Raw genomic sequence first — 24,984 nt, 5'->3', positions numbered from 1 at the left:
GACGGCCGCCGGACCCCCGGCCGCACCCCCCAGCCATACCCCCGGCCGGATCCCTCAGCCGTACATCCGCCGCATCGCGAAGTCCACCATCTCCTCGACCGCCTTCGCGTCCACCACCATCCGGTGCTCCCCCTCCATGTCCAGCACGAAGCCGTAGCCCGTCGGCAGCAGGTCCAGGACCTCCGCGCCCGTCACCGTGAAGTACTTCGACTCCCGGCCGGCGTAGCGGCGCAGCTCCTTGAGGGAGGTGAAGAGGGGGATGACCGGCTGCTGGGTGTCGTGCAGGGCCAGGAAGCCGGGGTTCTCGCCGCGCGGGCAGTAGATCTTCGCCGTGGCGAAGACGTGCTGGAAGTCCTCCACCGCCAGGGAGCCGGAGGTGAAGGCGCGCACCGCCTCGGCGAGGGAGGGCGGTGAGGGCTCGGGGTAGTGCGGCGCCTGGGCGGCGTAGCCGGGGGCGGCGGCGTAGCCGCCGTCGCCCGCGCCGTACGGCGGCTGCGGGGCGGCGTACCCCTGCTGGTGCTGGCCAGGATGGCCGGGGTGTCCCTGGTGGCCGCCGGGCCCCGCGTTCTGGTCGTAGCCGTACATGCACCCGAGCCTACCGGCGCGGCGAGGTGCTGGGAGGGGGGTGTGCGGGGCCGGGTGTGCGGGGGGCTGCGAGGGGTACGGCGCGGGGTGCGGCGAGGGGCGCCGTGCGGCAGATCACGCCGAACGGGCGAATGTCACCGCCGCTCCGGGCTTGTTTCTTGTTACCGGCGGGTAGCATCATGTATATCCGCTGATCCCCTTCACGCCTGATGCAGGAGCTGCCGCGATGGGCCACTACAAGTCGAACCTCCGGGACATCGAGTTCAACCTCTTCGAGGTGCTCGGCCGCGACAGCCTGTACGGCACGGGGCACTTCGAGGAGATGGACACCGAGACCGCCAGGAGCGTCCTGTCCGAGGTCGCCCGCCTCGCCGAGAACGAGCTGGCGGAGTCCTTCGCCGACGCCGACCGCAACCCCCCGGTCTTCGACCCCGAGACCAACACCGCCCCGATCCCGGACACCTTCAAGAAGAGCTACCGCGCCTTCATGGACTCCGAGTACTGGCGGCTCGGCCTGCCCGAGGAGATCGGCGGCACCAACACCCCGCCGTCCCTGATCTGGGCCTACGCGGAGCTCATCCTCGGCTCCAACCCGGCCATCTGGATGTACACCTCCGGCCCCGCCTTCGCGCGCATCCTGCACGAGGAGGGCAACGAGGTCCAGCGGCACATCGCCAAGCTCGCCGTCGAGAAGACCTGGGGCTCCACCATGGTCCTCACCGAGCCGGACGCCGGCTCCGACGTCGGCGCCGGCCGCTCCAAGGCCGTCCAGCAGGAGGACGGCTCCTGGCACATCGAGGGCGTGAAGCGCTTCATCACCTCCGGTGAGCACGACATGGAGGAGAACATCCTCCACTACGTCCTCGCCCGCCCCGAGGGCGCCGGCCCCGGCACCAAGGGCCTGTCCCTCTTCCTCGTCCCGAAGTTCCTCTTCGACTTCGAGACCGGCGAGCTGGGCGAGCGCAACGGCGTCTACGCCACCAACGTCGAGCACAAGATGGGCCTGAAGGCCTCCAACACCTGCGAGATGACCTTCGGCGACCGCCACCCCGCCAAGGGCTGGCTGATCGGCGACAAGCACGACGGCATCCGCCAGATGTTCCGCATCATCGAGTTCGCCCGCATGATGGTCGGCACGAAGGCGATCTCCACCCTCTCCACGGGCTACCTCAACGCCCTGGAGTACGCCAAGGAGCGCGTCCAGGGCGCCGACCTGGCCGAGTTCATGGACAAGAACGCGCCCAAGGTCACCATCACCCACCACCCCGACGTGCGCCGCTCGCTGATCACGCAGAAGGCGTACGCGGAGGGCATGCGCGCCCTCGTCCTGTACACGGCCTCCATCCAGGACGCCATCGCGGTCAAGGAGGCGGCCGGCGAGGACGCCAAGACCGAGCACGCGCTCAACGACCTCCTCCTGCCGATCGTCAAGGGCTACGGCTCCGAGAAGGGCTACGAGCAGCTCGCCCAGTCGCTGCAGACCTTCGGCGGCTCCGGCTTCCTGCAGGAGTACCCGATCGAGCAGTACATCCGCGACGCCAAGATCGACACCCTGTACGAGGGCACCACCGCCATCCAGGGCCAGGACTTCTTCTTCCGCAAGATCGTCCGCAACCAGGGCCAGGCGCTCACCGCGCTCAGCGAGGAGATCAAGAAGTTCCTCGCCGGCGGCGTGGGCGGCGAGGAGCTGGCCGGCGCCCGCGAGGAGCTGGCCAAGGCGGCCGTCGAGCTGGAGGCCATCGTCGGCCGCATGCTCACGGACCTCGCGGCGACCGAGCAGGACGTCAAGAACATCTACAAGGTCGGCCTGAACAGCACCCGCCTGCTGCTCGCCGCCGGCGACGTGGTGGTCGGCTACCTGCTGCTCAAGGGCGCCGCCGTGGCCGCCGGGAAGCTGCCCGCCGCCTCCGCCAAGGACGTCCCGTTCTACACCGGCAAGATCGCCGCTGCGAAGTTCTTCGCCGCGAACATCCTGCCGGGCGTCGCCGTCCAGCGCGCGATCGCCGAGGGCGTGGACCTGGACCTCATGGAGCTGGACGAGGCGGCGTTCTGACGCTGCCGCGCCCCAGCGGCCGAGCACGGAACCGAGGGCCCCGCCGTCTGCGGACGGCGGGGCCCTCGGGCTTCTCCCGTACGGTACGGCCCCCGGCGAGCGACTTGCCCGGGAAGTCCCCGCCCCCGGCGTCCGGGGGACTGTCCCCACTGTCCGTACGGCTCCATATGCTGGGGGTCATGAGTACTGCGCGCCCCCGCCGTTTCGACCGCGGCCACACCGATGACCTGATGTCCTTCCTGGCGGCCGGCCCCTCGCCGTACCACGCGGTCGCCGCCGCCGTGGAGCGGCTGGAGAAGGCCGGCTTCCGCCAGGTCGAGGAGACGGACGCCTGGGACGCCGCGGCCGGCGGGCGCTACGTGGTGCGCGGCGGGGCGCTCATCGCCTGGTTCGTGCCCGAGGGCGCCGGCCCCGCGACTCCGTACCGCATCATCGGCGCGCACACCGACTCCCCCAACCTGCGCGTCAAGCCGCTGCCGGACACCGGCGCGCACGGCTGGCGGCAGATCGCCGTGGAGATCTACGGCGGGACGCTGCTCAACACCTGGCTCGACCGCGACCTGGGCCTCAGCGGCCGGCTGACCCTGCGCGACGGCTCCACCAAGCTCGTCCACATCGACCGCCCGCTGATGCGCGTCCCGCAGCTCGCCGTCCACCTGGACCGCGCGGTCAACAGCGACGGCCTCAAGCTCGACAAGCAGCGCCACATGACGCCCCTGTGGGGCCTGGGCGAGGTCGCCGAGGGCGACCTGATCGCCTTCGTCGCCGAGGAGGCCGGGGTGCCGGTCGAGGACGTCGCCGGCTGGGACCTGATGGCGCACAGCGTGGAGCCGCCCGCCTACCTGGGCCGCGACCGCGAGCTGCTGGCCGGGCCCCGGATGGACAACCTGCTGTCCGTGCACGCCGCGACCGCCGCGCTGATCGCGGCCGCGGCCGACTCGGCGGAGGGCGCCCCGCTCGCGGCCATCCCCGTCCTCGCCGCCTTCGACCACGAGGAGAACGGCAGCCAGTCCGACACCGGCGCCGAGGGCCCCCTCCTGGGCAACGTCCTGCAGCGCTCGGTGCTCGCCCGCGGCGGCACCTTCGAGGACGGCGCCCGCGCCCTGGCCGGCTCGGTCTGCCTCTCCTCCGACACGGGCCACGCGGTGCACCCCAACTACGCCGAGCGCCACGAGCCGGGCCACCACCCCGTCCCCAACGGCGGCCCGATCCTGAAGGTCAACGTCAACCAGCGCTACGCCACCGACGGCACCGGCCGCGCGATCTTCGCCGCCGCCTGCGAGCGCGCCGGGGTCCCCTGGCAGAACTTCGTCTCCAACAACGCCATGCCCTGCGGCACGACGATCGGCCCGATCACCGCCGCGCGGCACGGGATCACCACGGTGGACATCGGGGTGCCGATCCTGTCGATGCACTCGGCGCGCGAGCTGTGCGGGGCGGACGATCCGGCGTACTTGGCGGAAGCCCTGACCGCCTTCCTGGAAAGCTGAGTACGGGCGGGAGGCAGCCGGGGGTCGGACCGGCAGCCTCCGCCCCGTCTCACCCCGCGTCCAAGCCCGCCAGCACCAGCCCCAGCCGATTCACCCCGGCCGCCGTGATCCGTACCGGAACGCCCCAGTCCTGCTGGTGGACATGGCAGGCGGGGTACTCGACGGCCGGATCGTCGTCGCAGGACGCCGCCATCGCCGAGACGTGCAGTACGCCCTCCGTGACGCCGTCCGCGAGGACGAGGTCGCGGGCCGGCTCCGTGCCCGCGCCGCCGCCGGCGGCCAGCAGCTCCGGCGGGGTCGCGGAGACCAGCAGCCGGGTCGAGGGGCCGTAGCGCTCGTCCAGCTTCTGGCCGGCCGGCGCCTCGAAGACGACCTCCAGCCGCAGCGCCCCCGGCGCCACCTCCGTCGCCGCCCGCTGCGTACGGTGCGCGACGGACTCGACCCGTACCGCCTCCTCGGGCAGCCGCAGCCGGGTCAGCCGGTGGCGCGCGGACTCCACGACCAGCACCTCGCCGCCCACGAGCACCGCGTCGGAGGGCTCGCGCAGATCGGTGGCGAGAGTGGTGACCTCGCCTGTCGCGGGGTCGAAGCGGCGCAGGGCGTGGTTGTACGTGTCGCAGACCGCCACCGAGCCGTCCGGCAGCGCGGTGACCCCCAGCGGGTGCTGCAGCAGCGCCTGGCCGGCGTCGCCGTCGCGGTGGCCGAAGTCGAAGAGCCCGGTGCCGACGGCCGTGTGCACGCGCCCGTCGCGGTCCAGCCACCGCAGCGCGGAGGTCTCCGAGTCGGCGATCCACAGCCGCTCCTTCGTCGCCGCGAGTCCGGAGGGCTGCGCGAACCACGCCTCGGCGGCCGGTCCGTCGACCAGCCCCTCGTTGGTGGTCCCGGCGGCGGCGCGCACCTCGCCGCGCTCGATGTCGTACGTCCACAGCTGGTGCACGCCCGCCATCGCGATCCACACCAGCCCGTCGAAGACGGCGACGTCCCACGGCGAGGAGAGGTCCACCTCGCGCGCCGGGCCGGAGACGGGCGAGCCCTGCCACCACTGCCGCCCGGTGCCGGCGACGGTGGTCACCTCGCCGGTGGCGGGGTCGAGGCGCCGCAGCGCGTGGTTGACGGTGTCGGCGACCAGCACGGAGTGGTCGGGCAGCAGCGCCAGCCCCTGCGGCTCGTTGAAGGCCGGCGTCAGTCCGTCGACCAGCCCCCGCTCCCCGCTGCCGATGCGCCGCAGCACGCTCTCGCCGTCGGCGGCGAACTCCACGAGCTGGTGGCGGGTGGTGTCGGAGACCAGCAGCGTCCCACCGGGCAGCACGAGCGCCTTGCCGGGGAAGCGCAGGTCGGTGGCCTGCGGCTCCGGCGCCACGTACGGGCTGTCCCCCCGCCGCAGGGTCCCCTTCGCCGCGTGCTCCGCCTCCAGCCCACTCACCAGCGCCTCCAGCGCGTGCGCGTGCCCCTCGCCGGCGTGCTGGGCGACGATGTAGCCCTCGGGGTCGATCACGACGAGCGTCGGCCACGCCCGCACGGCGTACTGCTTCCAGGTCGCCAGCTCCGGATCGTCCAGCACCGGGTGCTCCACCCCGTAGCGCTCCACGGCGTCGACCACGGCCCGGTGCTCGGCCTCGTGCACGAACTTCGGCGAGTGCACCCCGACGACGACCAGGGTGTCGCGGTGCTTCTCCTCCAACTCCCGCAGCTCGTCCAGGACATGGAGGCAGTTCACGCAGCAGAAGGTCCAGAAATCAATAATCACGCACTTTCCGCGCAGATCGGCGAGGGTCAGCTCCTTGCCGCCGGTGTTCAGCCAGCCCCCCTTCCCGACCAGTTCGGGAGCGCGCAGGCGGGCTCGGCGGGAGGCGGGGGCAGAGGTGGCGTCCGTCATGGCTCCAGGGTGCCATCCGGAGCGGGCGGACCCGGAGTCGCCCCAGGTCAGAGCTGTGGAAAAGAGGCCCGGCAGGACTCGGGAATGGATCCCGATTGCGTGTTGTTGTGAGTTCAACTAGATTGGGAAGCGAACCGAGGAGGTCCCCATGCCCGCCGTGACCGCAGAGAACCCGTTGGCCCTGCCCCGCGTCGCACCGCCCGCGCCGGACGTGCCCGCGCGCAAGGTGCTGGCCGTGACGACCGCGCCGAGCGGCTTCGAGGGGGAGGGGTTCCCCGTGCGCAGGGCGTTCGCGGGGATCAACCACCGGTATCTGGACCCGTTCATCATGATGGACCAGATGGGTGAGGTGGAGTACGCGGCCGGGGAGGCGAAGGGCACGTCCTGGCATCCGCACCGGGGCTTCGAGACCGTCACCTACCTGATCGACGGCACCTTCGTCCACCAGGACTCCAACGGCGGCGGCGGTGTCATCAACGGCGGCGACACGCAGTGGATGACCGCCGGCGGCGGCCTGCTGCACATCGAGGCGCCCCCGGAGGAGCTGGTCGTCAGCGGCGGCGTCTTCCACGGCCTGCAGCTGTGGGTCAACCTCCCCGCCGCCGACAAGATGATGGCCCCCCGCTACCAGGACATCGGCGGCGGGCGGCTGCGGCTGCTCAGCTCGCCCGACGGCGGCGCCCTGCTGCGCCTGGTCGCCGGCGAGCTGGACGGCCACGAGGGCCCCGGCATCACCCACACCCCGATCACGATGATCCACGCCACGCTCAGCCCCGGCGCGGAGCTGACGCTGCCCTGGCGCCCGGACTTCAACGCCCTGGCGTACGTCCTGGCGGGCCGGGGCACGGTCGGCCAGGAGCGCCGCCCGATCGAGCTGGGCCAGACCGCGGTCTTCGGCGACGGCGGCTCGCTGACCGTACGGGCGGACGAGCGCCAGGACGGGCACACCCCGGACCTGGAGATCGTCCTGCTCGGCGGCCGGCCGATCCGCGAGCCGATGGCGCACTACGGGCCGTTCGTGATGAACACCCAGCAGGAGCTGCAGCAGGCCTTCGAGGACTTCCAGAAGGGCCGCCTGGGGACGATCCCGGCGGTGCACGGGATGAAGCCGGGCGAGTCCCCGCAGTCCTGAACAGGCGTCTGCGGTACGGGAGTACGAGCCGGGGCCGGCCGCGAGCGATGCGCGGTCGGCCCCGGTGGGTCCTGTACCTCAGCGCGCGAAGGGGCCGCCCAGCCGCTCGTACGGGAGCTTGAGCGAGACCACGCTCCAGGCGCGTGAGCCCGTGCCGGTGGTGCCGGTGGAGGAGCCGTTGAGCTGGTGGATGAGGCCGAAGCGGGCGACGTTGACGTCGGAGACCTGGTCGCCGGTCCCCACGATCAGGTCCGTGCGGCCGTCGCGGGTGTAGTCGGTGAGCTTCAGCTCAACCCCGAAGTAGTCGTCGGCCTCGGGGCCGCCCGCCACCCCGCTGGTGTTCTGGTCGTACGCCTTCGCACCCGTGCCGGACAGGCCGCCCGCGCGGCCGAGGAGCACGGTCACCGTGCCGGCGTCGCGCACGCTGCCCAGGTCCTCCCCGGAGGCGCCGATCGCCAGGTCGGCGTAGCCGTCGCCGTTGACGTCGCCGGCGGCGACAGCCGAGCCGAAGTAGTCTCCGGCCTCGCGGGCGCCGGGGACGCCGGTGGTGTCCTGGTGGAAGGTGGCGGAGGCGCGGGTGGTGCTGGGGCCGGTGGCGCTGCCGTACTTGACCTTGACGTAGCCGCGCATCCCGTCGGCGTTCTCAAGGCCCCGGCCGAAGGCCAGGTCGCCGTAGCCGTCCTTGTCGAAGTCGCCGATAGCGCCCTGCGGCCCGGAGGAGCCGACGCCTCCGCCACCGTCATCGGCGTAGTCGATCCGCCCGGCGCGGGTGGCGAAATCCGCGCCGCCCCGGTGGAAGAACGCACTGACGTGCGTGGAGTCGTCGTCCCCGAGGTCGTCGCCGATCACGTAGAGGTCGGTCGCGGAGTCGTTCGTCACCCGGCCGGCGACCAGGTGCTGTGCGCTGAGGTAGCCGTACGAGCCGCCGAGGGACGTCCAGCCCTGCTTGCCGCCGGTGCGGGTGAAGGGGCCCTTGAGCAGGACGACGCCGGCGGAGCTGCTGCTGGTCGCGGCGAGGTCCGGGTCGCCGTCGCCGTCGAAGTCGCCGCTCGCGAGGTCGTAGCCGAGCCTGTCGCCCTCGTTGTCGACCGGGGCGATCGGGGAGTGGAAGACCGTCCCGGAGCCGAGGCCGGTGGCGGAGCCCCAGACGACGGTGAGGCCGCCGCGTCCGGAGACGTCGCCGACGTTCTCGCCGGGCGAGGCGACGACGAGGTCCGCGTAGCCGTCGCGGTCCAGGTCGGCGGTGGTGGCGGCGTAGCCCCAGTCGTCGCCGCTCTCCACCGCGCCGGGGATGCCGGTCGAGTCCTGGTGGATCGTCTGGACCCGGGTGCCGGGGCCGGCGGAGGTGCCGTAGAGCACGGTGACGCGGCGGTCCGTACGGTACTCGCCGCCCTGCATCACCAGGTCCCGATACCCGTCCCCGTTGAAGTCATCGGCCAGCTTCGCGGGCGCGGCGCTCGCGGCGGGCGCCGTCAGCAGCGGTGTCACGGTGGCCGCTGCCAGCACGGTGGCGGCGAGGGTGGCGCGTAGATGAGGCCGGAAGCGCATCAGGTCTGTCTCCCCCGAACGTGATGGACCGGCGTGGTGTGACGCCGGTGTATGAACTGTTCGACGCTCGTGGGGCAGTTGGGGTTGTACGGGCAGGCGGGGCGACCTCCGAAAAGGCGCCCCGCCCGCCCCCGGCCTCAGTGCGCGAACGGCGCCGCCAGCCGGTTCGCCGACAGCTTCAGGGAGATGACGCTCCACGAGCGCGAGCCCGTGCCCGTGGTTCCCGCGGACGAGCCGTTCAGGAGGTGGATCAGGCCCCAGCGGGCCGGGATGCCGGTCGAGACCTGGTCGTTCGTGCCCACCACGAGGTCCGCGCGGCCGTCGCGGGTGTAGTCGGTGAACTTCAGGTCCCCGCCGAAGCGGTCCTCCGTCTCCGGAGCGCCCGCCACCCCGCCCGTGTTCTGGTCGTACGCCTTCGCGCCCGTGCCAGACAGGCCGCCCGCGCGGCCGAGCAGGACCGTCACCGTGCCGGCGTTGCGCACGCTGCCCAGGTCCTCGCCGGAGGCGCCGATCGCCAGGTCGGCGTAGCCGTCGCCGTTGACGTCGCCGGCGGCGACCGAGGAGCCGAAGTAGTCCTCCGTCTCGCGGGCGCCGGGGACGCCGGCGGTGTCCTGGTGGAAGGTCACCGCGCCGCGCGAGGTGCTCGGGCCGGTCGAGGAGCCGTACTTCACCACGACGTAGCCGCGCCCCTTGTCCGGGGTCTCGCTCCAGCGGCCCACGGCGAGGTCGCCGTAGCCGTCCTTGTCGAAGTCGCCGATCGCGGTCTGCGGGCCGGCCGGGCCGAAGGTGCCGCCCAGGTCGTCGGCGTAGTTGAGCTGCCCGGCTTTGCTGGTGAAGCCCGCGCCGCCGCGGTGGAAGAAGGCGCTCTCGTAGGAGGCGTCGGCGGCGGTGAGGTCGCGGCCGAAGACGTACAGGTCGGTCGCGGCGTCGTTGGTGACGCGGCCCGCGGCGAGCTGGGAGGCGCTGAGGTAGCCGTAGGAGCCGCCCAGCGAGGCCCAGCCCTGCTTGCCGCCGGCGCGGGTGAACGGGCCCTGGAGCAGCACCACGCCCTCGGTGCTGTTGCTGATCGCCGCGAGGTCGGTGTCGCCGTCGCCGTCGAAGTCGCCGGAGGCAACGTCGCCGCCGAAGCTGTCGCCCTGGCCGGGGGAGGCGGGCTGGACCGGTGAGGAGAGGACCGTGCCGGAGGAGGCCAGCCCGGTGGCGGAGCCCCAGATGACGGTCAGGCCGCCGCGGTCGCGGATCTCGCCCACGTCCTCGCCGGGCGAGGAGACCACCAGGTCGGCGTAGCCGTCGCGGTCCAGGTCGGCGGTGGTGGCCGCGTCGCCCCAGCCGTCGTCGGTCTCCGCCGCGCCGGGGATGCCGGCGGAGTCCTGGTTGAAGGTCTGCACCCGGGTGCCGGGCCCGGTGGAGGTGCCGTAGACGACGGTGACGCGGTTGGTCCTGGTGTGGTCGCCGCCGAGCATCACCAGGTCGCGGTAGCCGTCGCCGTTGAAGTCGTCGGCGTACGTCGCGGGGGTGGCCGCGCCGGCGGAGGGCGCGAGGGTCAGGGGGGCCGCGACCGCGGCGAGGACGACGCCGGCCGCGAGGAGGGAGCGCGGGGTGCGGGCGAGGAGACGGGCGCTCATCTGCGGGTTTTCTCCGTACGGGGATCGTGTGGCGAGTGGGCGTCCGATGGGGCGCCCATGATCGCTAGTACGACGCGCGCCGCCCGCGGATGGTTGTACGAACCGCAGGTCCGGCCCCCGCGACCTTCCTCACCCGTACTCCTCCCCCTCGTACATCTCGAACCAGATCGACTTCCCCAGCCCCCGCGGCTCCACCCCCCACGCGTTGGACAGCGCCTCCAGCAGCAGCACGCCCCGGCCCGAGGAGGCCAGTTCGCCGGGGTGGCGGCGGTGGGGGAGTTCGTCGTCGCTGTCGGCGACCTCCACCCGCAGGGTGCGCTCGCCCGGCGGCCCGGTGATGTCGGCGCGGACACGGGCGTCGCCCTCGGTGTGGACGAGGACGTTGGCGATCAGCTCCGAGAGGACCAGCTCCGCGGAGTCCACCTGGTCCGCCGTCGACCAGTCGTGCAGCATCGCCCGCAGCTCGTGGCGGGCGTCGGCGACGCGCTGCTGCTCGTCCTGGGTGACGACGAGGTGCATGTTGCGCCCCGCCTGCCCGGCCCCCGCCGCGCGGCCGGTGCGGCGCAGCAGGATCAGCGCGATGTCGTCCTCGCGCCGTTCGGAGTGCGGGCCGGGGTGCTCGTGGGCGTGGACGCCGCTGACGGCGTCGAGCAGGGCGTCCGCGATGGCCTCCAGCTCCTCGCCGGCGTGGGCGGCGAAGATCTCGCGGATGCGGTCGCGGCCGGTGTCCAGGTCGTGGCCGCCGGTCTCCACCAGCCCGTCCGAGCACAGCAGCAGCGTCTCGCCGTACTCCAGCCGCAGCACGGTGAGGGGGTAGTCCGGGTCGGGGACGATGCCCAGCGGCAGCCCGCCCTCGGTGGGGCGCACCCGCATGGTGCCGTCGCGCAGGCCGACGGCCGGGTCGAGGTGGCCGGCGCGGGCGAAGACGAGGCGGCCGTCGCGGGGGTCGACCTCCAGGTAGAGGCAGGTGGCGAAGCGGCGGTCCTCGTAGGCGCCGCCCGCGCCGCCCGCGCTGTCGGGGTCGAGCTGGTTGATGCCGCAGAGGAAGCGCGAGGCGCGGGTCAGTACGGCGTCGGGGTGGTGGCCCTCGGCCGCGTAGGCCCGTACCGCGATGCGCAGCTGGCTCATCAGGCCCGCCGCCCGCACGTCGTGGCCCTGGACGTCCCCGATGACCAGCGCGGTGTTGTCGCCGGTGAGGGAGATGACGTCGTACCAGTCGCCGCCGATGTCCAGCCCGCCGCCGGTGGGGACGTAGCGGGCGGCGACCTCCAGGCCGGGGATCTCGGGGGTGGTGGCGGGCATCATCGTGCGCTGCAGCCCGGCCGACAGCTCCCGCTCCGACTCCTGTACGTGGGCCCGCGAGAGCGCCGCGGCGAGCATCCGGGCGACGGTGGTGAGCACCGAGCGCTCGTCGGGGGTGAAGGCGGTGCCGTGCGAGAAGGACGCCATCCAGGCGCCGGTGGTGCGCCCGCCGGCGGTCAGCGGCAGGAACGCCCAGGAGCGCCGCCCCAGCCGCCCGGCCAGCCGCCAAGCCTCGGGGAAGCGGCGCGCGTACTCCTCGGGGCTGGGCAGGTAGATCGCCCGGCCGGTGCGGATCGCGACGGCGGCCGGGTAGTCGGAGTCGAGGGGGATGTCCCGGAAGGGGGTCTCGTCCTGCTTGCGGTAGCCCTGGTGGCCGACGATCGTCAGCTGGTCGCCCTCGGTGCCGAAGACCGCCATCCCGTCGGGCGAGAAGCCGGGCATGGCGAGGGAGGCGGCGACGCGCAGCACCTCGTCGGTGGAGCCGGCCTCGGCCAGCGCCCGCCCGGCGTCCAGCAGGAACGCCTCCCGTGAGAGCCGCCAGTCGCTGGTCAGGGGGGAGGGCGGGGAGGTGCCGGCGGCGGCGCCGGGCAGGGGGGATCCCCTGCTCGAAGAGCTTGGGGAGGGCTCGACCAGCTCCTGCACGGTGCCGACGAGGACGCGCCCGTCGCCCAGGGGGCGCCAGCGGCCGCGTACGGTCCGCAGGGTGCGGCCCTCCTCGTCGACGACCCGCAGCACGGCCTCCGCCAGGGTGCCCTCGGAGACGGCCAGGTCGATGAGGCCCTTGATCTCCATGTAGTCGACGGGGTGGTAGCGCGAGCGCACCTCGGCGGCGGTGGTCGTGGTCCGGTCGGGGGGCAGGCCGAGGAGCGAGACGGCCTCGGGGTCCAGGTCGACCTCGCCGGTCACCGTGTCCCACCGCCAGACGCCGGTGCCGACGGCGGAGAGGGTCTCCTCGATGCGCATTCATATATTTTAGGCTGATTCGGGACGAATTATCGGGGGAGGGTTCCCGGGCTTCTGCCCCCAGGTGTCCACAGGCCCGGCGGGGAGCCTGCCCGCGCCCGGTAACCTGGGCTTCCTGAGACCTCGGACGCCCAAGCGCCGGGGTCGGCCCCCGAGGCTGTTCTCATCCCCATTCCCGTCTCGATGATCAGGATGAACGATGCACCGTTACCGCTCCCACACCTGCGGTGAGCTGCGCTCCGGCGACGTAGGCAGCGACGTGAGGCTCTCCGGCTGGCTGCACAACCGGCGAGATCTCGGCGGCATCCTCTTCATCGACCTGCGCGACCACTACGGCATCACGCAGCTGGTGGCCCGCCCCGGTACCGCCGCCAACGAGGCCCTCTCCCACCTGACCAAGGAGACCGTCGTGCGCGTCGACGGCCGCGTGGTCTCCCGGGGCGCGGACAACATCAACCCCGACCTGCCCACCGGCGAGGTCGAGGTCGAGGTCACGGGCGTGGAGGTGCTGGGCGCCGCCGAGCAGATCCCGTTCACGATCAACGCCGAGGACGGGGTCAACGAGGAGAAGCGCCTGGAGTACCGCTTCCTCGACCTGCGCCGCGAGCGCATGCACCGCAACATCATGCTGCGCACCGCCGTGATCCGTACGATCCGCCAGAAGATGACGGACCTCGGCTTCAACGAGCTGGCGACCCCGATCCTGTCGGCCACCTCCCCCGAGGGCGCCCGCGACTTCCTGGTCCCCTCCCGCCTGCACGCCGGCCGCTTCTACGCGCTGCCGCAGGCCCCGCAGCAGTTCAAGCAGCTGCTGATGATCGCCGGCTTCGACCGCTACTTCCAGATCGCGCCCTGCTTCCGCGACGAGGACGCGCGCGCGGACCGCTCGCCGGGCGAGTTCTACCAGCTCGACGTGGAGATGTCCTTCGTCGAGCAGGAGGACGTCTTCCAGGTCATCGAGAAGGTCATGACCGACCTGTTCACCGAGTTCGGCGGCGACCGCGAGGTCACCTCGCCCTTCCCGCGCATCCCGTTCCGCGAGTCGATGCTGAAGTACGGCTCCGACAAGCCGGACCTGCGCGCCAAGCTCGAACTGGTCGACCTCACCGACGTGTTCGCCGACTCGGAGTTCAAGGCGTTCGCCGGCAAGCACGTGCGCGCGCTGCCGGTGGCGGACGTGGCCGGCCAGTCCCGCAAGTTCTTCGACGGCCTGGGCGACTACGCGGTGGAGCAGGGCGCCAAGGGCCTGGCCTGGGTGCGCGTCGGCGAGGACGGCACGCTGAGCGGCCCGATCGCCAAGTTCCTCACCGAGGAGGACGTGAAGGTCCTCACCGAGCGCATGGGCCTGGAGCCCGGCCACGCGGTCTTCTTCGGCGCGGGCGAGTTCGACGAGGTCTCCAAGATCATGGGCGCGGTGCGGGTCGAGGCGGCCAAGCGCGCGGGCCAGTTCGAGGAGGGCGTCTTCCGCTTCTGCTGGATCGTCGACTTCCCGATGTTCGAGAAGAACGAGGAGACCGGGCGGATCGAGTTCTCCCACAACCCCTTCTCCATGCCGCAGGGCGGCCTGGAGGCGCTGGACACGATGGACCCGCTGGACATCCTGGCCTGGCAGTACGACATCGTCTGCAACGGCACCGAGCTGTCCTCCGGCGCCATCCGCAACCACGAGCCGGCGGTCATGTACCGCGCCTTCGAGATCGCGGGCTACTCGGGCGAGGACGTGGAGCGCGAGTTCGGCGGCATGCTGCGGGCCTTCACGTTCGGCGCCCCGCCGCACGGCGGCATCGCGCCGGGCATCGACCGCATCGTGATGCTGCTGGCCGACGAGCCCTCGATCCGCGAGACGATCGCCTTCCCGCTCAACGGCAACGCCCAGGACCTCCTGATGGGCGCCCCCAGCGAGGTCGACGAGTCCCGCCTGCGCGAGCTGCACCTGGACATCCGCAAGCCGCAGCCGAAGTAGTCCGGTCCGGGTCCGACCCGGGCCTGCGCGCACCCTGTTGACGAGGGCGCCCCCGCGGAGGAACGCGGGGGCGCCCTCGTTCGTCGGGGCCCGGGTTTCCCCCTCGCACAGGGCTGTCGCGCGCCGCCGTCCGTAGGGCATCATGCCGTTATGAGACGAAGCGTCAGTACGGCGGCGGGGCTGTACCCCGGCGCTCCCGCGACCCGGCAGTCCCAGCGCGTGGGCGCCGTGGTGCGCCAGACCGGCCGGCGGCTGCTGGAGGCCGGCCCCGACGGCCGCGCGGCGCTGCTGCCCCTGGCCCGGCGCGGCTTCCAGCTCGCCTCCCTGGGCACGATCGCGCCGCGCGGGGTCACGATCACGCAGGTCCCCGGCACCGGTGAGTGGGTGCGCGCCCGGGGGGTGGGGGAGAGCCGCCCGGTCCTCTACTTCCACGGCGGCGGCTACTTCTTCGGCAGCCCCCGCCAGCACCGCGGCCTGTCCTGGCGGCTGTCGGCCGCGACCCGGCGCCCGGTGCTGATGGTCCGCTACCGGCTGGTGCCCGAGCACACCGCGATGCACGCGCTCACCGACGCCCTCGCCGCGTACGGCGGACTGCTGGCGCAGGGGCACGAGCCCGAGCACATCACCGTCGGCGGCGACTCCGCCGGCGGCCACCTCGCGCTCTCGCTGGTGCACGAGCTGAAGCGGCGCGGGCAGCCGCTGCCGGGCGCGATCGTGGGCATCTCGCCCTGGGTGGACCTGCGGTGCACGGCCGACTCCCACCGGCTGAACGAGGCGAGCGACACCCTGCTGCCCGCCCGCCGCCTCGCCTGGCTGGGCCGCTACCTCGCCGCCACCGCTCCCGCCGACCTGCGCGTGCACGCCCCGGCGGAGGGCGACTACACCGGCTTCCCGCCGCTGCTGCTCGTCTCCAGCAGCACGGAGATCCTGCGCGACGACTCCCGCCACCTGGCCAAACGGGCGGCGGCGGCCGGGGTGGACGTCGAGCACCACGAGTGGGCGGGGCAGACCCACGTCTTCCCGGTGTTCTCCGACTTCGTGCCGGAGGGGAAGGCCGCGATCCGTCACATCGCGGCGTTCCTGCGGGGGAGATAGCCGCCCCGCCACGTACGACGGCCCGGCGCCCCTGCCGACAGGGGTGCCGGGCCGTCGTGCCGTACGGGAGGCCCGTACGGAAGGAGTGCCCTGCGAGGCGCTCAGCCCTGCCTGGCCGGCTCCTCCAGCCTCGGGAAGAGGATCTCGCCCTTGGTGACCTGCGCCCCCGCCGGGAGCTGCCCCCAGTCGGCGACGGTGGCCAGGCGCTGGTCGGCCAGCGCGCCCAGCGGCGCCTGCGCGCCCAGCGAGGCCCACAGCTTCTCCGCCGTGGCCGGCATCACCGGGTTGAGCAGCACCGCCGTGGCCCGCAGGGCCTCCGCCGCCGTGTAGAGGATGGTCGCCAACCGGGCCTGCGCGGCCGGGGATTCGTCCTTGGCGACCTTCCAGGGCTCCTGCTCGGTCAGGTACAGGTTGACCTTGCGCACCAGCGCGAAGACAGCCTCGATGCCGCCCGCGAAGTCCAGCTCCTCGCCGATCCTCACATCGGCGTCGGCAGCCGCCTGGGCGAGCCCGTCGATGACGACCTGTTCGGCCGCCCCGGTGTCGGTGGCCTCCGGCAGCGTGCCGCCGAAGTACTTCACCGTCATCGCGCCCACCCGCGAGGCGAGGTTGCCGAAGTCGTTGGCCAGCTCGGAGGTGTAGCGGGCGGTGAAGTCCTCCCAGGAGAACGAGCCGTCCTGGCCGAAGGCGATGGCCCGCAGGAAGTACCAGCGGTAGGCGTCCACGCCGAAGTGGTCGGTGAGGTCCTGCGGCTTGATGCCCGTCAGGTTCGACTTCGACATCTTCTCGCCGCCGACCATCAGCCAGCCGTTGGCGAAGACCCGCCCCGGCAGCGGCAGTCCGTTCGCCAGCAGCATGGCCGGCCAGATCACCGCGTGGAAGCGCAGGATGTCCTTGCCGACCAGGTGCACGTTCGCCGGGAAGGTCGACTCGAAGCGCGCCTGGTCGCTGCCGTAGCCGGCGGCGGTGGCGTAGTTCAGGAGGGCGTCGATCCACACGTAGATGACGTGCTTGTCGTCCCAGGGGACCCGCACGCCCCAGTCGAAGGTGGAGCGGGAGATGGAGAGGTCCTGCAGGCCCTGCTTCACGAAGTTCACGACCTCGTTGCGGGCCGACTCGGGCTGGATGAAGCCGGGGTTGGCCTCGTAGAACTCCAGGAGGCGCGGGCCGTACTCGGAGAGCTTGAAGAAGTAGTTCTCCTCCTTCAGCAGCTCCACCGGCTTCTTGTGCACCGCGCAGATCTGCTGGCCGGCGAACTCGCCCTCGCCGTCCAGGAGCTGGTCGGCGGACTTGTACTCCTCGCAGCCCACGCAGTACGGGCCCTCGTAGCCGCCCTGGTAGATCTCGCCCTTGTCGTAGAGGTCCTGGACGAACTCCCGCACCCGGTCGGTGTGCCGCTGCTCCGTGGTGCGGATGAAGTCGTCGTTGGCGATCTCCAGGTGCTCCCAGAGGGGCCGCCAGGACTCCTCCACGAGCTTGTCGCACCACTCCTGCGGGCTCACCCCGTGCGCCTGCGCGGTACGCATGATCTTCTGACCGTGCTCGTCCGTGCCGGTGAGGTACCACACCTTCTCGCCGCGCTGGCGGTGCCAGCGGGTGAGCACGTCGCCTGCGACGGTCGTGTAGGCGTGGCCCAGGTGGGGAGCGTCGTTCACGTAGTAGATGGGGGTCGTGACGTAGAACGCCTCCGCCCCCTGCTGCTCAGTTCCAGTGGCCGCCATGCTGCGAAATCTTACTGGGCGCGCGGGATGGCAGTCGCCGCCATTACGTACGGTGAGACGCCCCCGACGCCCGGAGGAATCGCCCCGTATCGGATGAATCGTATGATCCACCGCGGATCGGCCCGTATAAGTGCTCCGGTAGAGACCTTCCGACAGGACCCGGAGAAGGGGACCCCATGCGTGGAGTGGCCGCGGCGCTGAGCGCCGTGCGATCGAGGGCGGCCGCCGGCGCCGCCCTGCTGGCCGGACTGCTGCTGATCGGCGGGGCGCTGCCCGCCGCCGCCGACGACGAGCGGCCCAGCACCCGCGAGCGGGTGCGCGTCGCGGACCCCTATCAGGACGGCGTCTACGCCGACACCGCCGACCAGGGGGCCGTCGCCCCCGACAGCTCGCGCGCACTGCCGGAGGGCGCCCAGCACGAGCCCCGGCCGCTGAAGCTCCTGGCGGACGTGGAGGAGAGGCCGCCGGGCGAGGCGAACCGCAGCTACCCCTTCTGCACGCGCAAGCCGGGCCCGTACCAGCGCCAGGTCGAGCGCTACCTGGGGCTGAAGCCCGACGGCAGGCAGTCGGCGGCCGACTGCAAGGCGATCCAGCGCTACCAGCGCGCACACAAGATCGCCGCCCTCGGCTACGCGGGCCCCGTCACCCACGGCACCCTCCAGCTCGCCGCCGCCGCCGCGGACCCCAACGCCCGCGGCCTGTGCCCGACCACGGGCGGCCGGGTGGTCTGCGTCGACCTGACCCGCCAGCTGCTCTGGACGCAGGACGGCCGCAGGATCCTCTTCAAGCCGGTCCCGATCCGCTCCGGGCGCCCCGGCCACGAGACGCGCACCGGCACCCACCGCATCACCTGGCGCAACAAGAACCACTGGTCCTCGACCTACGACATGCCGATGCCCTACGCGCAGTTCTTCGCCGGCGGCCAGGCCCTGCACGGCACCTACGGCGGCGTCTACCGCGCCCAGGGCTCCTACGGCTGCGTCAACCTGCGCTTCACCGAGTCCAAGGCCCTGTGGAACGCCCTGCGCACGGGCGACCGGGTCCACGTCTTCGGCAAGCGCCCGGTGCGCTGAGGGGCCGGACCGTCCCAGGCCCTCTGGCGGCCCCCTCCGACGCACGGCTACGGTAAGGGTGTTTCGCACACCGCGGGAGCTCGGAGCACCGGGCTGAGAGGGCGCTGACGCGAGGCGGCCCGGAGCGGTATCCGGGCGGCCCGGATCCGCTGCGCCGACCGCCGAACCTGTTACCGGGTAATGCCGGCGTAGGGAGTGGGTCAGATGACCTCGCAGCAATCACGCACGCCCGAAAACCCCAGCTCCGAAAACCACAGCCCCGAAAACCCCAGCGGCGAGCCGGAGTTCGGCTGGCACAAGGGATACCTCGACGGGCCTCGACCGGACCTGCGCGTCCCCGTCCGCCGCGTCCACCTCACCGGCGGCGGCTCCGTCACCCTGTACGACACCTCCGGCCCGTACACCGACCCCCAGGTCCCCACCGACGTCCGCCGCGGCCTCGCACCTGTGCGCGAGGGGTGGATCCTGGGGCGCGGCGACACCGAGGAGTACGAGGGCCGCCCCGTGCGCCCCGAGGACGACGGCCTGCGCGCCGGCGCCCGCGGCGCCCTGCGCAACCTGGACGCCGTCTTCCCCGGCGGCTCCCGCCCACCGCGCCGGGGGCGAGGAGGCCGCGCGGTCAGCCAACTCGCCTACGCCAGGCGGGGGGAGACCACCGCGGAGATGGAGTTCGCCGCGATCCGCGAGGGCGTCAGCCCCGAGACGGTCCGCGAGGAGATAGCCGCCGGCCGCGCGGTGCTCCCCGCCAACGTCAACCACCCGGAGCTCGAACCGATGGTCATCGGCAAACGCTTCCTGGTGAAGGTCAACGCCAACATCGGCAACTCCGCCGTCACCTCCTCCATCGAGGAGGAGGTCGAGAAGATGACCTGGGCGACCCGCTGGGGCGCCGACACGGTCATGGACCTCTCCACCGGCCGCAACATCCACACCACCCGCGAGTGGGTGCTGCGCAACTCCCCCGTCCCCATCGGCACCGTCCCGCTCTACCAGGCGCTGGAGAAGGTCGACGGCCGTGCGGAGGAGCTGAGTTGGGAGGTCTACCGCGACACCGTGATCGAGCAGTGCGAGCAGGGCGTCGACTACATGACCGTCCACGCGGGCGTCCTGCTGCGGTACGTGCCCCTGACCGCCCGCCGCAAGACCGGCATCGTCTCGCGCGGCGGCTCGATCATGGCGGCCTGGTGCCTGGCGCACCACCGCGAGAGCTTCCTGTACGAGAACTTCGCCGAACTGTGCGACATCCTCGCCTCCTACGACGTGACCTTCTCCCTCGGCGACGGCCTGCGCCCCGGCTCGATCGCGGACGCCAACGACGAGGCGCAGTTCGCGGAACTGCGCACCCTGGGCGAGCTGAACCGCGTCGCCAAGGAGCACGGCGTGCAGACGATGATCGAGGGCCCCGGGCACGTACCGATGCACAAGATCAAGGAGAACATCGACCTCCAGCAGGAGGTCTGCGAGGAGGCCCCCTTCTACACCCTCGGCCCGCTGACCACGGACATCGCGCCCGGCTACGACCACATCACCTCCGGCATCGGCGCGGCGATGATCGCCTGGTGGGGCACGGCGATGCTCTGCTACGTCACGCCCAAGGAGCACCTGGGCCTACCGGACCGCGACGACGTCAAGACGGGCGTGATCACGTACAGGATCGCCGCCCACGCCGCGGACCTCGCCAAGGGCCACGAGGGCGCCCAGCGCTGGGACGACGCGCTCTCCGACGCCCGCTTCGAGTTCCGCTGGGAGGACCAGTTCAACCTGAGCCTGGACCCCGCCACGGCCCGCTCCTTCCACGACGAGACCCTCCCCGCCGAACCGGCGAAGACGGCGCACTTCTGCTCGATGTGCGGCCCGAAGTTCTGCTCGATGAAGATCAGCCACGGCATCGCGGAGCAGTTCGGCGGTGACGCGGGTGCCACCCCGGAGGAGGTCGAGGCCGGGATGCTGAAGAAGTCCGAGGAGTTCGCGGCCGCGGGCAACCGCGTCTACCTGCCGCTGGCGGACTGACGCTGCCCAGCGGCGCCGGAAAGGGGCCCGCCCCCGCTGCGGGGGCGGGCCCGTGCGCACCGGTCGAGTCGCGTGCGGCTGGGCTGTTCATAGGACTCGTAGGACATTTGCGCCGGGCGACTGCAATGTCAGTTAAGTTGCAAGTCGGGTTGGTTCTACCGTAATTCGGCGTGCCTTAATGACCGGGTGACCACACACCCCTTCCGCAGCCTGCTGCTGTGCCTGCTCGCGCTCTGCGCCGCGCTGGCCTGCGCGCTCGTCACGGGCGTACGGCAGGAGTCGCGGCCCGCGTCCGCGCCCCGGCGTCCCGTCCCGGTGAGGTTCCCCGCCCGTGCGGCGCGGTCCGCCCGCCGGGTCCACCGCGGTGCCGGGCGCCCGCAGGCCGCCTCACGCAGCCCGCCTTCCACCGCGACGGACCGCAGCTCAACCGGACTTCACGCCATCCCCCGGCCGCACCGCGCAGGCCGGAGTGCCACCGGGCAGCCGGTGCCTGTTGTCCGCGATCAGCCGGTAGACACCGTGCCCGAGCCATCGCAGCGGCGGCACCCCGAGGAGCAGGCCGAGCAGCCCCCAGCCGCGACCGGCGCTGCGCAGCAGCCGCGAGACCGCGCGCACCCCGCCGAACACCCGGCCCCCCGGCGTGATCCACAGCACTTCGTACTGCGCCCGCTCCCGGGCCACCCCCCACGCTTCGAGGTCCGCGAACTGCCACGGCACCACCCGGCAGCGCGGCCTGATCCACCGCTCGGCGACGTGCACCGCCGAGGTGCAGAACCCGCAGTCCCCGTCGTAGACCAGCACCGCCCCGCCCACCCCTGTGACAGCCATGAGCCCAGTGTGGACCAGCCGGCGCGGACGGCCTGAAGCAGCCCTCGGGCCCCTGCCTACTCCGGTGTGTGCTCCGGACCCCCGTAGTCCGGACTCGTGAAGTCCGGGCTGCTGAAGTGCGGTCCTGCGCCCGGCGGCGGAGCGCCCTCGTCCGGGCTGGAGAAGCCGGGACGCGAGTAGCCCAGCCGCGGCGTGCGCCCGCCCGCGTGCGCGTCGGGGGCCGAGGTCCGCCCCGACCCGCGGTACGGACCGGGATCGGCGCCCGGACTGTCGCTGCGCGCCAGCGCCTCGCGCAGGAACGGCTCGATGCCGCGCTCCAGCAGCGCGCTGCGCCACTCCTCCCGTGCCAGCGCCAACTCCCGCTGCAGCTCGGCGCGCCCGGCCGCGCGCACGGAGGTGGAGGCGTTGCGCAGGGCCACCAGCACCAGGGCCGTCATCGCCACCACGAAGGTCGCCACCGCCAGCAGCGCGAAGAACCAGCCGGCCGTACGGATCGGCTGGGCCGCCGCGGGCTGCGGACGCAGCGAGCCCAGCGCGTAGCCGATCAGGAGGAAGATCGCCGCGGCGCTCGCCGAGAGCACCGGCGCCAGCACCGTCACCGTCGCCGCGACCCCCGCGCTGCCGCCCTCGGCGGCCACCGGCGTCAACTGCCCCAGCGCGCCGCCGCCTTCGGCAACCCGGGCGGGGCGCCGCAGCGCCTCGCGGGCGCTCACGTAGGCGTCGTACTCCACGCTCGCGCAGGCCGCGATCGCCGCCGCCGCGCCCAGCGCCATCGTGCGCAGCTGCCGCCCCGTGAACCGCTCGCCGGGGCGGGCGCGCTCGGGGCTGTGTCCGGCGGTGCGCAGCGCTTCGTCGAGGATCCGCTCGAACTCCGGGCGGTCCTCCGAGAGCAGCTGCCGAGCTGAGGTCATACACATCCCCCGAGGCTCCGTCGCGTCCGGCACCAGGCGGCTCGTCGGGGCGGCGGACGGAGCCCGGCCGGTGGCCGGTGACTCGATGGTAGGCCGCGAAAGGCACCCGGTGACAGGCCGTTAACCGAACTCAGCGGGAAGCCGAGCCGAGTTGCGGGCTAATAGCCCGTATTAGGCACGGCGCGAGAAGGGCCTCCCCCACCCAAGTGCTCCGGGGATGACAGCGGCGTCCGGCCGCTCACCTCAGAGGCAGTGGGGAGATCAGGAGTTTGCCGTCCATGGTGACGCCGCCGTCCATCGCGATGGCGAGGCCCTCCGCGTACACGTGCGGGCCGTCTACCGCCGCGGCGCGCTCCGTGCGCTCCTCCTCGTCGGTGACGTCGCCGAGGAGGTACGGGATCGGGCTGTGCCCGTGCACCACCCGGGCGCCCCCGTAGACCCCCAGCAGCTCGCGCACCGCGCCCGGGCCGGTGGCCTCCTCGCGGAAGGCGAAGCGCTTGGTGAACTTGCGGAAGACGTCCCAGACCTCGTCCGCGTCGCCGCGCGCCAGGATCTCGTGGATGCGGTCGTTGACGCCCTCGATGGAGTCGCCGAAGTCGAGGTAGGCGGTGGTGTCGGAGTGCAGCAGCAGGTGCCCCTCCTCCAGCGCCACCGCGTCCAGCCGCGCCATCCACTGCAGGTGGACGTCGCTGAGGCGCTCCATGTCGCTGCGCTGGCCCCCGTTGAGCAGCCAGGCGGCCTGGAAGGAGGCGGTGCCGGCGCCGGAGTTGACGGGGGTGTCGCCGAAGCGGCGGGCCCCGAGCAGCAGCAGCTCGTGGTTGCCCATCAGCGCCTTGCAGAAGCCGCCCGCGGCGGCCGCCTGCGCCGAGAGGTCCATCACCAGCTCGATCACGCCGACGCCGTCCGGGCCGCGGTCGGTGAAGTCGCCGAGGAACCACAGCCGGGCGTCGCCCGCCGCCCACTGCCCCGCCTCGTCGATCAGGCCGTGGGCGCGCAGGGCGGCCCGCAGCTCGTCGAGATAGCCGTGCACGTCGCCGACGACGTAGAGCGGCCCGTATCCCGGCTGCTCGGCGTCCGCGCCCTCCTGCGCCCGGAGGTGCTCCGTCCGAAGGTCCTGGCGCCGGATGACCGGCAGGTCGCGCTGCGTGGGGGTGTAGCCGTCGTCGCGCGGCGCGGCGGGGGCGTGGGCGGGCGGCGGGGGCACGGCTTCCGTGCGGACGGCGGCGGGCACACCGCCGTCCGCGGCGCGCGCCACGGCTTCGTGAGTCATCGACCCCTCCACAACCCTCAAGTCCACCCCGGGGCCGCTTCGGCGCGGCGGCCCCCGGTGTTGTGCGCCCATCATAGGAATGCGACCCGCGCCCCGGGGCATACCCCGGCCCGACATCGCCACCGCGCCCTGCTAAGAGGCGGGGTGAAGGGCGCCGCGGACAGTGCGAGCGGGGAGGAATCGCCCCTGTTTCGTCGTATGCGACGACGCTTGTCCCGCGGGGACGGTTCCAGCTCCGGGTCCTCCACGGGAGAACTCCGTACGACCTAGGCGAGGGGCTTGCGGGGCGGGCTGACGGTCGGGCGCAGGGGTTTCCGCTGGGACGAGGCGCGGACGATCAGCTCCGTCGGCATCACGCGCTCCACCGGGCTGCTCCGCTCGCCGCCCTCGATGGCGTCGATGAGCAGCTGGATGACGGCCGTGCCGATCCGGCGGGGCTTGAGGGAGAGCGTGGTGATCGGGGGGTCGGTGGAGGCGTAGCCCTCGGACTCGCTGCAGCACACCAGCATCAGGTCGTCCGGCACCCGCAGCCCGTAGCGGCGGGCGGCGGTCAGCAGGTCGGTGCCGTTGGGGTCGAAGAGGCCGTAGACCGCGTCGGGGCGGTCGGGGCGGGCCAGGAGGCGGTCCGCGGCGACCGCGCCGGCGCAGGGGTCGTGCGCCGGATAGCACTCGTAGACCGGGTCCTGGCCGACGCGCTCGCACCAGTCCAGGTACGCCCGGGTGGAGACGGAGGTGTACGTGTCGGTGGAGGTGCCGGTGAGCAGCCCGATACGGCGCGCGCCCGCCTCGGAGAGGTGGTCGAGCAGGCCCAGGACGGCGGCCTCGTGGTCGTGGTCGACCCAGGCCGTCACGGGGAGCGAGCCGCCGGGGCGGCCGTCGCTGACGACGGGGATGCCCTGGCGGACCAGGTCGGCGACGTGCTGGTCGCTGTCGGAGGGGTCGATGACGACCGTGCCGTCGAGGGCGACGTTGGACCAGACGTCGTGGCGGGAGGTGGCGGGGAGGATGACCAGGGCGTAGCCGCGGGCCAGCGCGGCGGAGGTGGCGGCGCGGGCCATCTCGGCGAAGTAGGCGAACTCCGTGAAGGTAAACGGTTCTTCGCCGTAGGTGGTGACGGTTAAGCCGATCAGGCCGGAGCGTCCGGTGCGCAGGGCGCGGGCGGCGGCCGAGGGGCGGTAGCCGAGGCGGTCGGCGACCTCGCGGACATGGCGGCGGGTGGTGTCGGGCAGCCGCCCCTTGCCGTTGAGGGCGTCGGAGACGGTCGTGATGGAGACGCCGGCCGCTTGCGCGACGTCCCTGATGCCCGCCCGTTCGAGCCGGCGGCCGGACGGCCGACCCACCCGGGGCTGAACAGAGCCGGTCAACGTGCCTCCTGATTTCTCCCGCGGTCGGTGGGCGCGGGTGGCGGGGAGGGAGTCGGACGCGCGGTGCGCAGGCGGGGACCGGCCGGATGCGGCCGGCCCGGCGGGGACCGCCGGTACGGCAAGCACAGCCAGGGAGTCAGCAAGATAGTCAGCCAGTAGTCAGCCTGCGATCGCG

17 protein-coding genes are annotated in these 24,984 nt (G+C 72.8%); 7 read left to right on the top strand and 10 right to left on the bottom strand.

All coding sequences use genetic code 11. From position 1 onward, the window contains the following. Positions 1-54: 54 nt before the first annotated feature. The gene (locus ACFQLX_RS07640; protein ID WP_386413293.1) at positions 55-585 is read right to left on the bottom strand and encodes an SseB family protein; all 531 of its coding nucleotides are present in this window, start codon (positions 583-585) and stop codon (positions 55-57) included. Between the two features lie 226 nt (positions 586-811). Between ACFQLX_RS07640 and ACFQLX_RS07635 the strand changes: the two genes are divergently transcribed. Together ACFQLX_RS07635 and ACFQLX_RS07630 are read left to right on the top strand one after the other, a co-directional pair. Beyond that, on the top strand, positions 812-2,638 hold the full coding sequence (locus ACFQLX_RS07635) for an acyl-CoA dehydrogenase (protein ID WP_386413292.1): 1,827 nt from the start codon (positions 812-814) through the stop codon (positions 2,636-2,638). A gap of 179 nt (positions 2,639-2,817) precedes the next feature. Then, entirely contained in the window at positions 2,818-4,128 is a 1,311-nt protein-coding gene (locus tag ACFQLX_RS07630; protein WP_386413291.1) for a M18 family aminopeptidase, read from the top strand. A 49-nt stretch (positions 4,129-4,177) separates the two neighbouring features. Here the strand turns inward: ACFQLX_RS07630 and ACFQLX_RS07625 are convergent, their stop codons facing one another. Beyond that, complete coding sequence (locus ACFQLX_RS07625) at positions 4,178-6,004, bottom strand: NHL domain-containing thioredoxin family protein (RefSeq protein WP_386413290.1); 1,827 nt, start codon at positions 6,002-6,004, stop codon at positions 4,178-4,180. A gap of 148 nt (positions 6,005-6,152) precedes the next feature. Between ACFQLX_RS07625 and ACFQLX_RS07620 the strand changes: the two genes are divergently transcribed. Then, entirely contained in the window at positions 6,153-7,136 is a 984-nt protein-coding gene (locus tag ACFQLX_RS07620) for a pirin family protein (protein WP_386413289.1), read from the top strand. A 78-nt stretch (positions 7,137-7,214) separates the two neighbouring features. On the opposite strand, the gene ACFQLX_RS07615 is transcribed toward ACFQLX_RS07620, so the two are convergent. From ACFQLX_RS07615 to ACFQLX_RS07605, 3 genes are all read right to left on the bottom strand, one after another. Further along, complete coding sequence (locus ACFQLX_RS07615; protein WP_386413288.1) at positions 7,215-8,684, bottom strand: FG-GAP and VCBS repeat-containing protein; 1,470 nt, start codon at positions 8,682-8,684, stop codon at positions 7,215-7,217. 137 nt (positions 8,685-8,821) lie between these two features. Then, on the bottom strand, positions 8,822-10,309 hold the full coding sequence (locus ACFQLX_RS07610; RefSeq protein ID WP_386413287.1) for an FG-GAP and VCBS repeat-containing protein: 1,488 nt from the start codon (positions 10,307-10,309) through the stop codon (positions 8,822-8,824). Positions 10,310-10,438: 129 nt separating this feature from the next. Then, positions 10,439-12,574: an ATP-binding SpoIIE family protein phosphatase gene (locus ACFQLX_RS07605; protein WP_386413286.1), complete on the bottom strand. Its 2,136-nt coding sequence runs from the start codon at positions 12,572-12,574 to the stop codon at positions 10,439-10,441. Positions 12,575-12,773: 199 nt separating this feature from the next. Between ACFQLX_RS07605 and aspS the strand changes: the two genes are divergently transcribed. Next, positions 12,774-14,537, top strand: a complete 1,764-nt coding sequence (gene aspS, locus ACFQLX_RS07600; RefSeq protein ID WP_386413284.1) for an aspartate--tRNA ligase — start codon at positions 12,774-12,776, stop codon at positions 14,535-14,537. 150 nt (positions 14,538-14,687) lie between these two features. Then, positions 14,688-15,632: an alpha/beta hydrolase gene (locus ACFQLX_RS07595; protein ID WP_386413283.1), complete on the top strand. Its 945-nt coding sequence runs from the start codon at positions 14,688-14,690 to the stop codon at positions 15,630-15,632. A 101-nt stretch (positions 15,633-15,733) separates the two neighbouring features. Here ACFQLX_RS07595 and metG read toward each other — a convergent pair whose 3' ends face one another. Next, positions 15,734-17,353, bottom strand: a complete 1,620-nt coding sequence (gene metG, locus ACFQLX_RS07590; RefSeq protein WP_386413282.1) for a methionine--tRNA ligase — start codon at positions 17,351-17,353, stop codon at positions 15,734-15,736. A gap of 176 nt (positions 17,354-17,529) precedes the next feature. Here metG and ACFQLX_RS07585 point away from each other — a divergent pair, with 176 nt between their 5' ends. Together ACFQLX_RS07585 and thiC are read left to right on the top strand one after the other, a co-directional pair. Then, complete coding sequence (locus tag ACFQLX_RS07585; protein ID WP_386413281.1) at positions 17,530-18,426, top strand: L,D-transpeptidase; 897 nt, start codon at positions 17,530-17,532, stop codon at positions 18,424-18,426. A 204-nt stretch (positions 18,427-18,630) separates the two neighbouring features. Continuing rightward, positions 18,631-20,436 (top strand): phosphomethylpyrimidine synthase ThiC, encoded by a 1,806-nt coding sequence (gene thiC, locus ACFQLX_RS07580; RefSeq protein ID WP_386413280.1) that lies wholly within the window; start codon positions 18,631-18,633, stop codon positions 20,434-20,436. A 423-nt stretch (positions 20,437-20,859) separates the two neighbouring features. Here thiC and ACFQLX_RS07575 read toward each other — a convergent pair whose 3' ends face one another. From ACFQLX_RS07575 to ACFQLX_RS07560, 4 genes are all read right to left on the bottom strand, one after another. Continuing rightward, positions 20,860-21,264, bottom strand: coding sequence for a thiol-disulfide oxidoreductase DCC family protein (locus ACFQLX_RS07575; protein ID WP_386413279.1), 405 nt, complete (start codon positions 21,262-21,264; stop codon positions 20,860-20,862). A 56-nt stretch (positions 21,265-21,320) separates the two neighbouring features. After that, a complete protein-coding gene (locus ACFQLX_RS07570; protein ID WP_386413278.1) occupies positions 21,321-22,181 on the bottom strand; it encodes an MFS transporter in 861 nt (286 codons plus the stop codon). Between the two features lie 232 nt (positions 22,182-22,413). After that, on the bottom strand, positions 22,414-23,445 hold the full coding sequence (locus ACFQLX_RS07565; protein ID WP_386413276.1) for a metallophosphoesterase: 1,032 nt from the start codon (positions 23,443-23,445) through the stop codon (positions 22,414-22,416). A 266-nt stretch (positions 23,446-23,711) separates the two neighbouring features. Continuing rightward, positions 23,712-24,809, bottom strand: coding sequence for a LacI family DNA-binding transcriptional regulator (locus ACFQLX_RS07560; protein ID WP_386413275.1), 1,098 nt, complete (start codon positions 24,807-24,809; stop codon positions 23,712-23,714). Positions 24,810-24,984: the final 175 nt, after the last annotated feature.

The sequence above is a fragment of the Streptomyces polyrhachis genome (genome assembly GCF_042663125.1).
Lineage (GTDB): Bacteria > Actinomycetota > Actinomycetes > Streptomycetales > Streptomycetaceae > Streptomyces > Streptomyces polyrhachii.
Note: the sequence above shows the minus strand (reverse complement) of the source record. Positions and strands in the feature narration are given on the sequence as shown.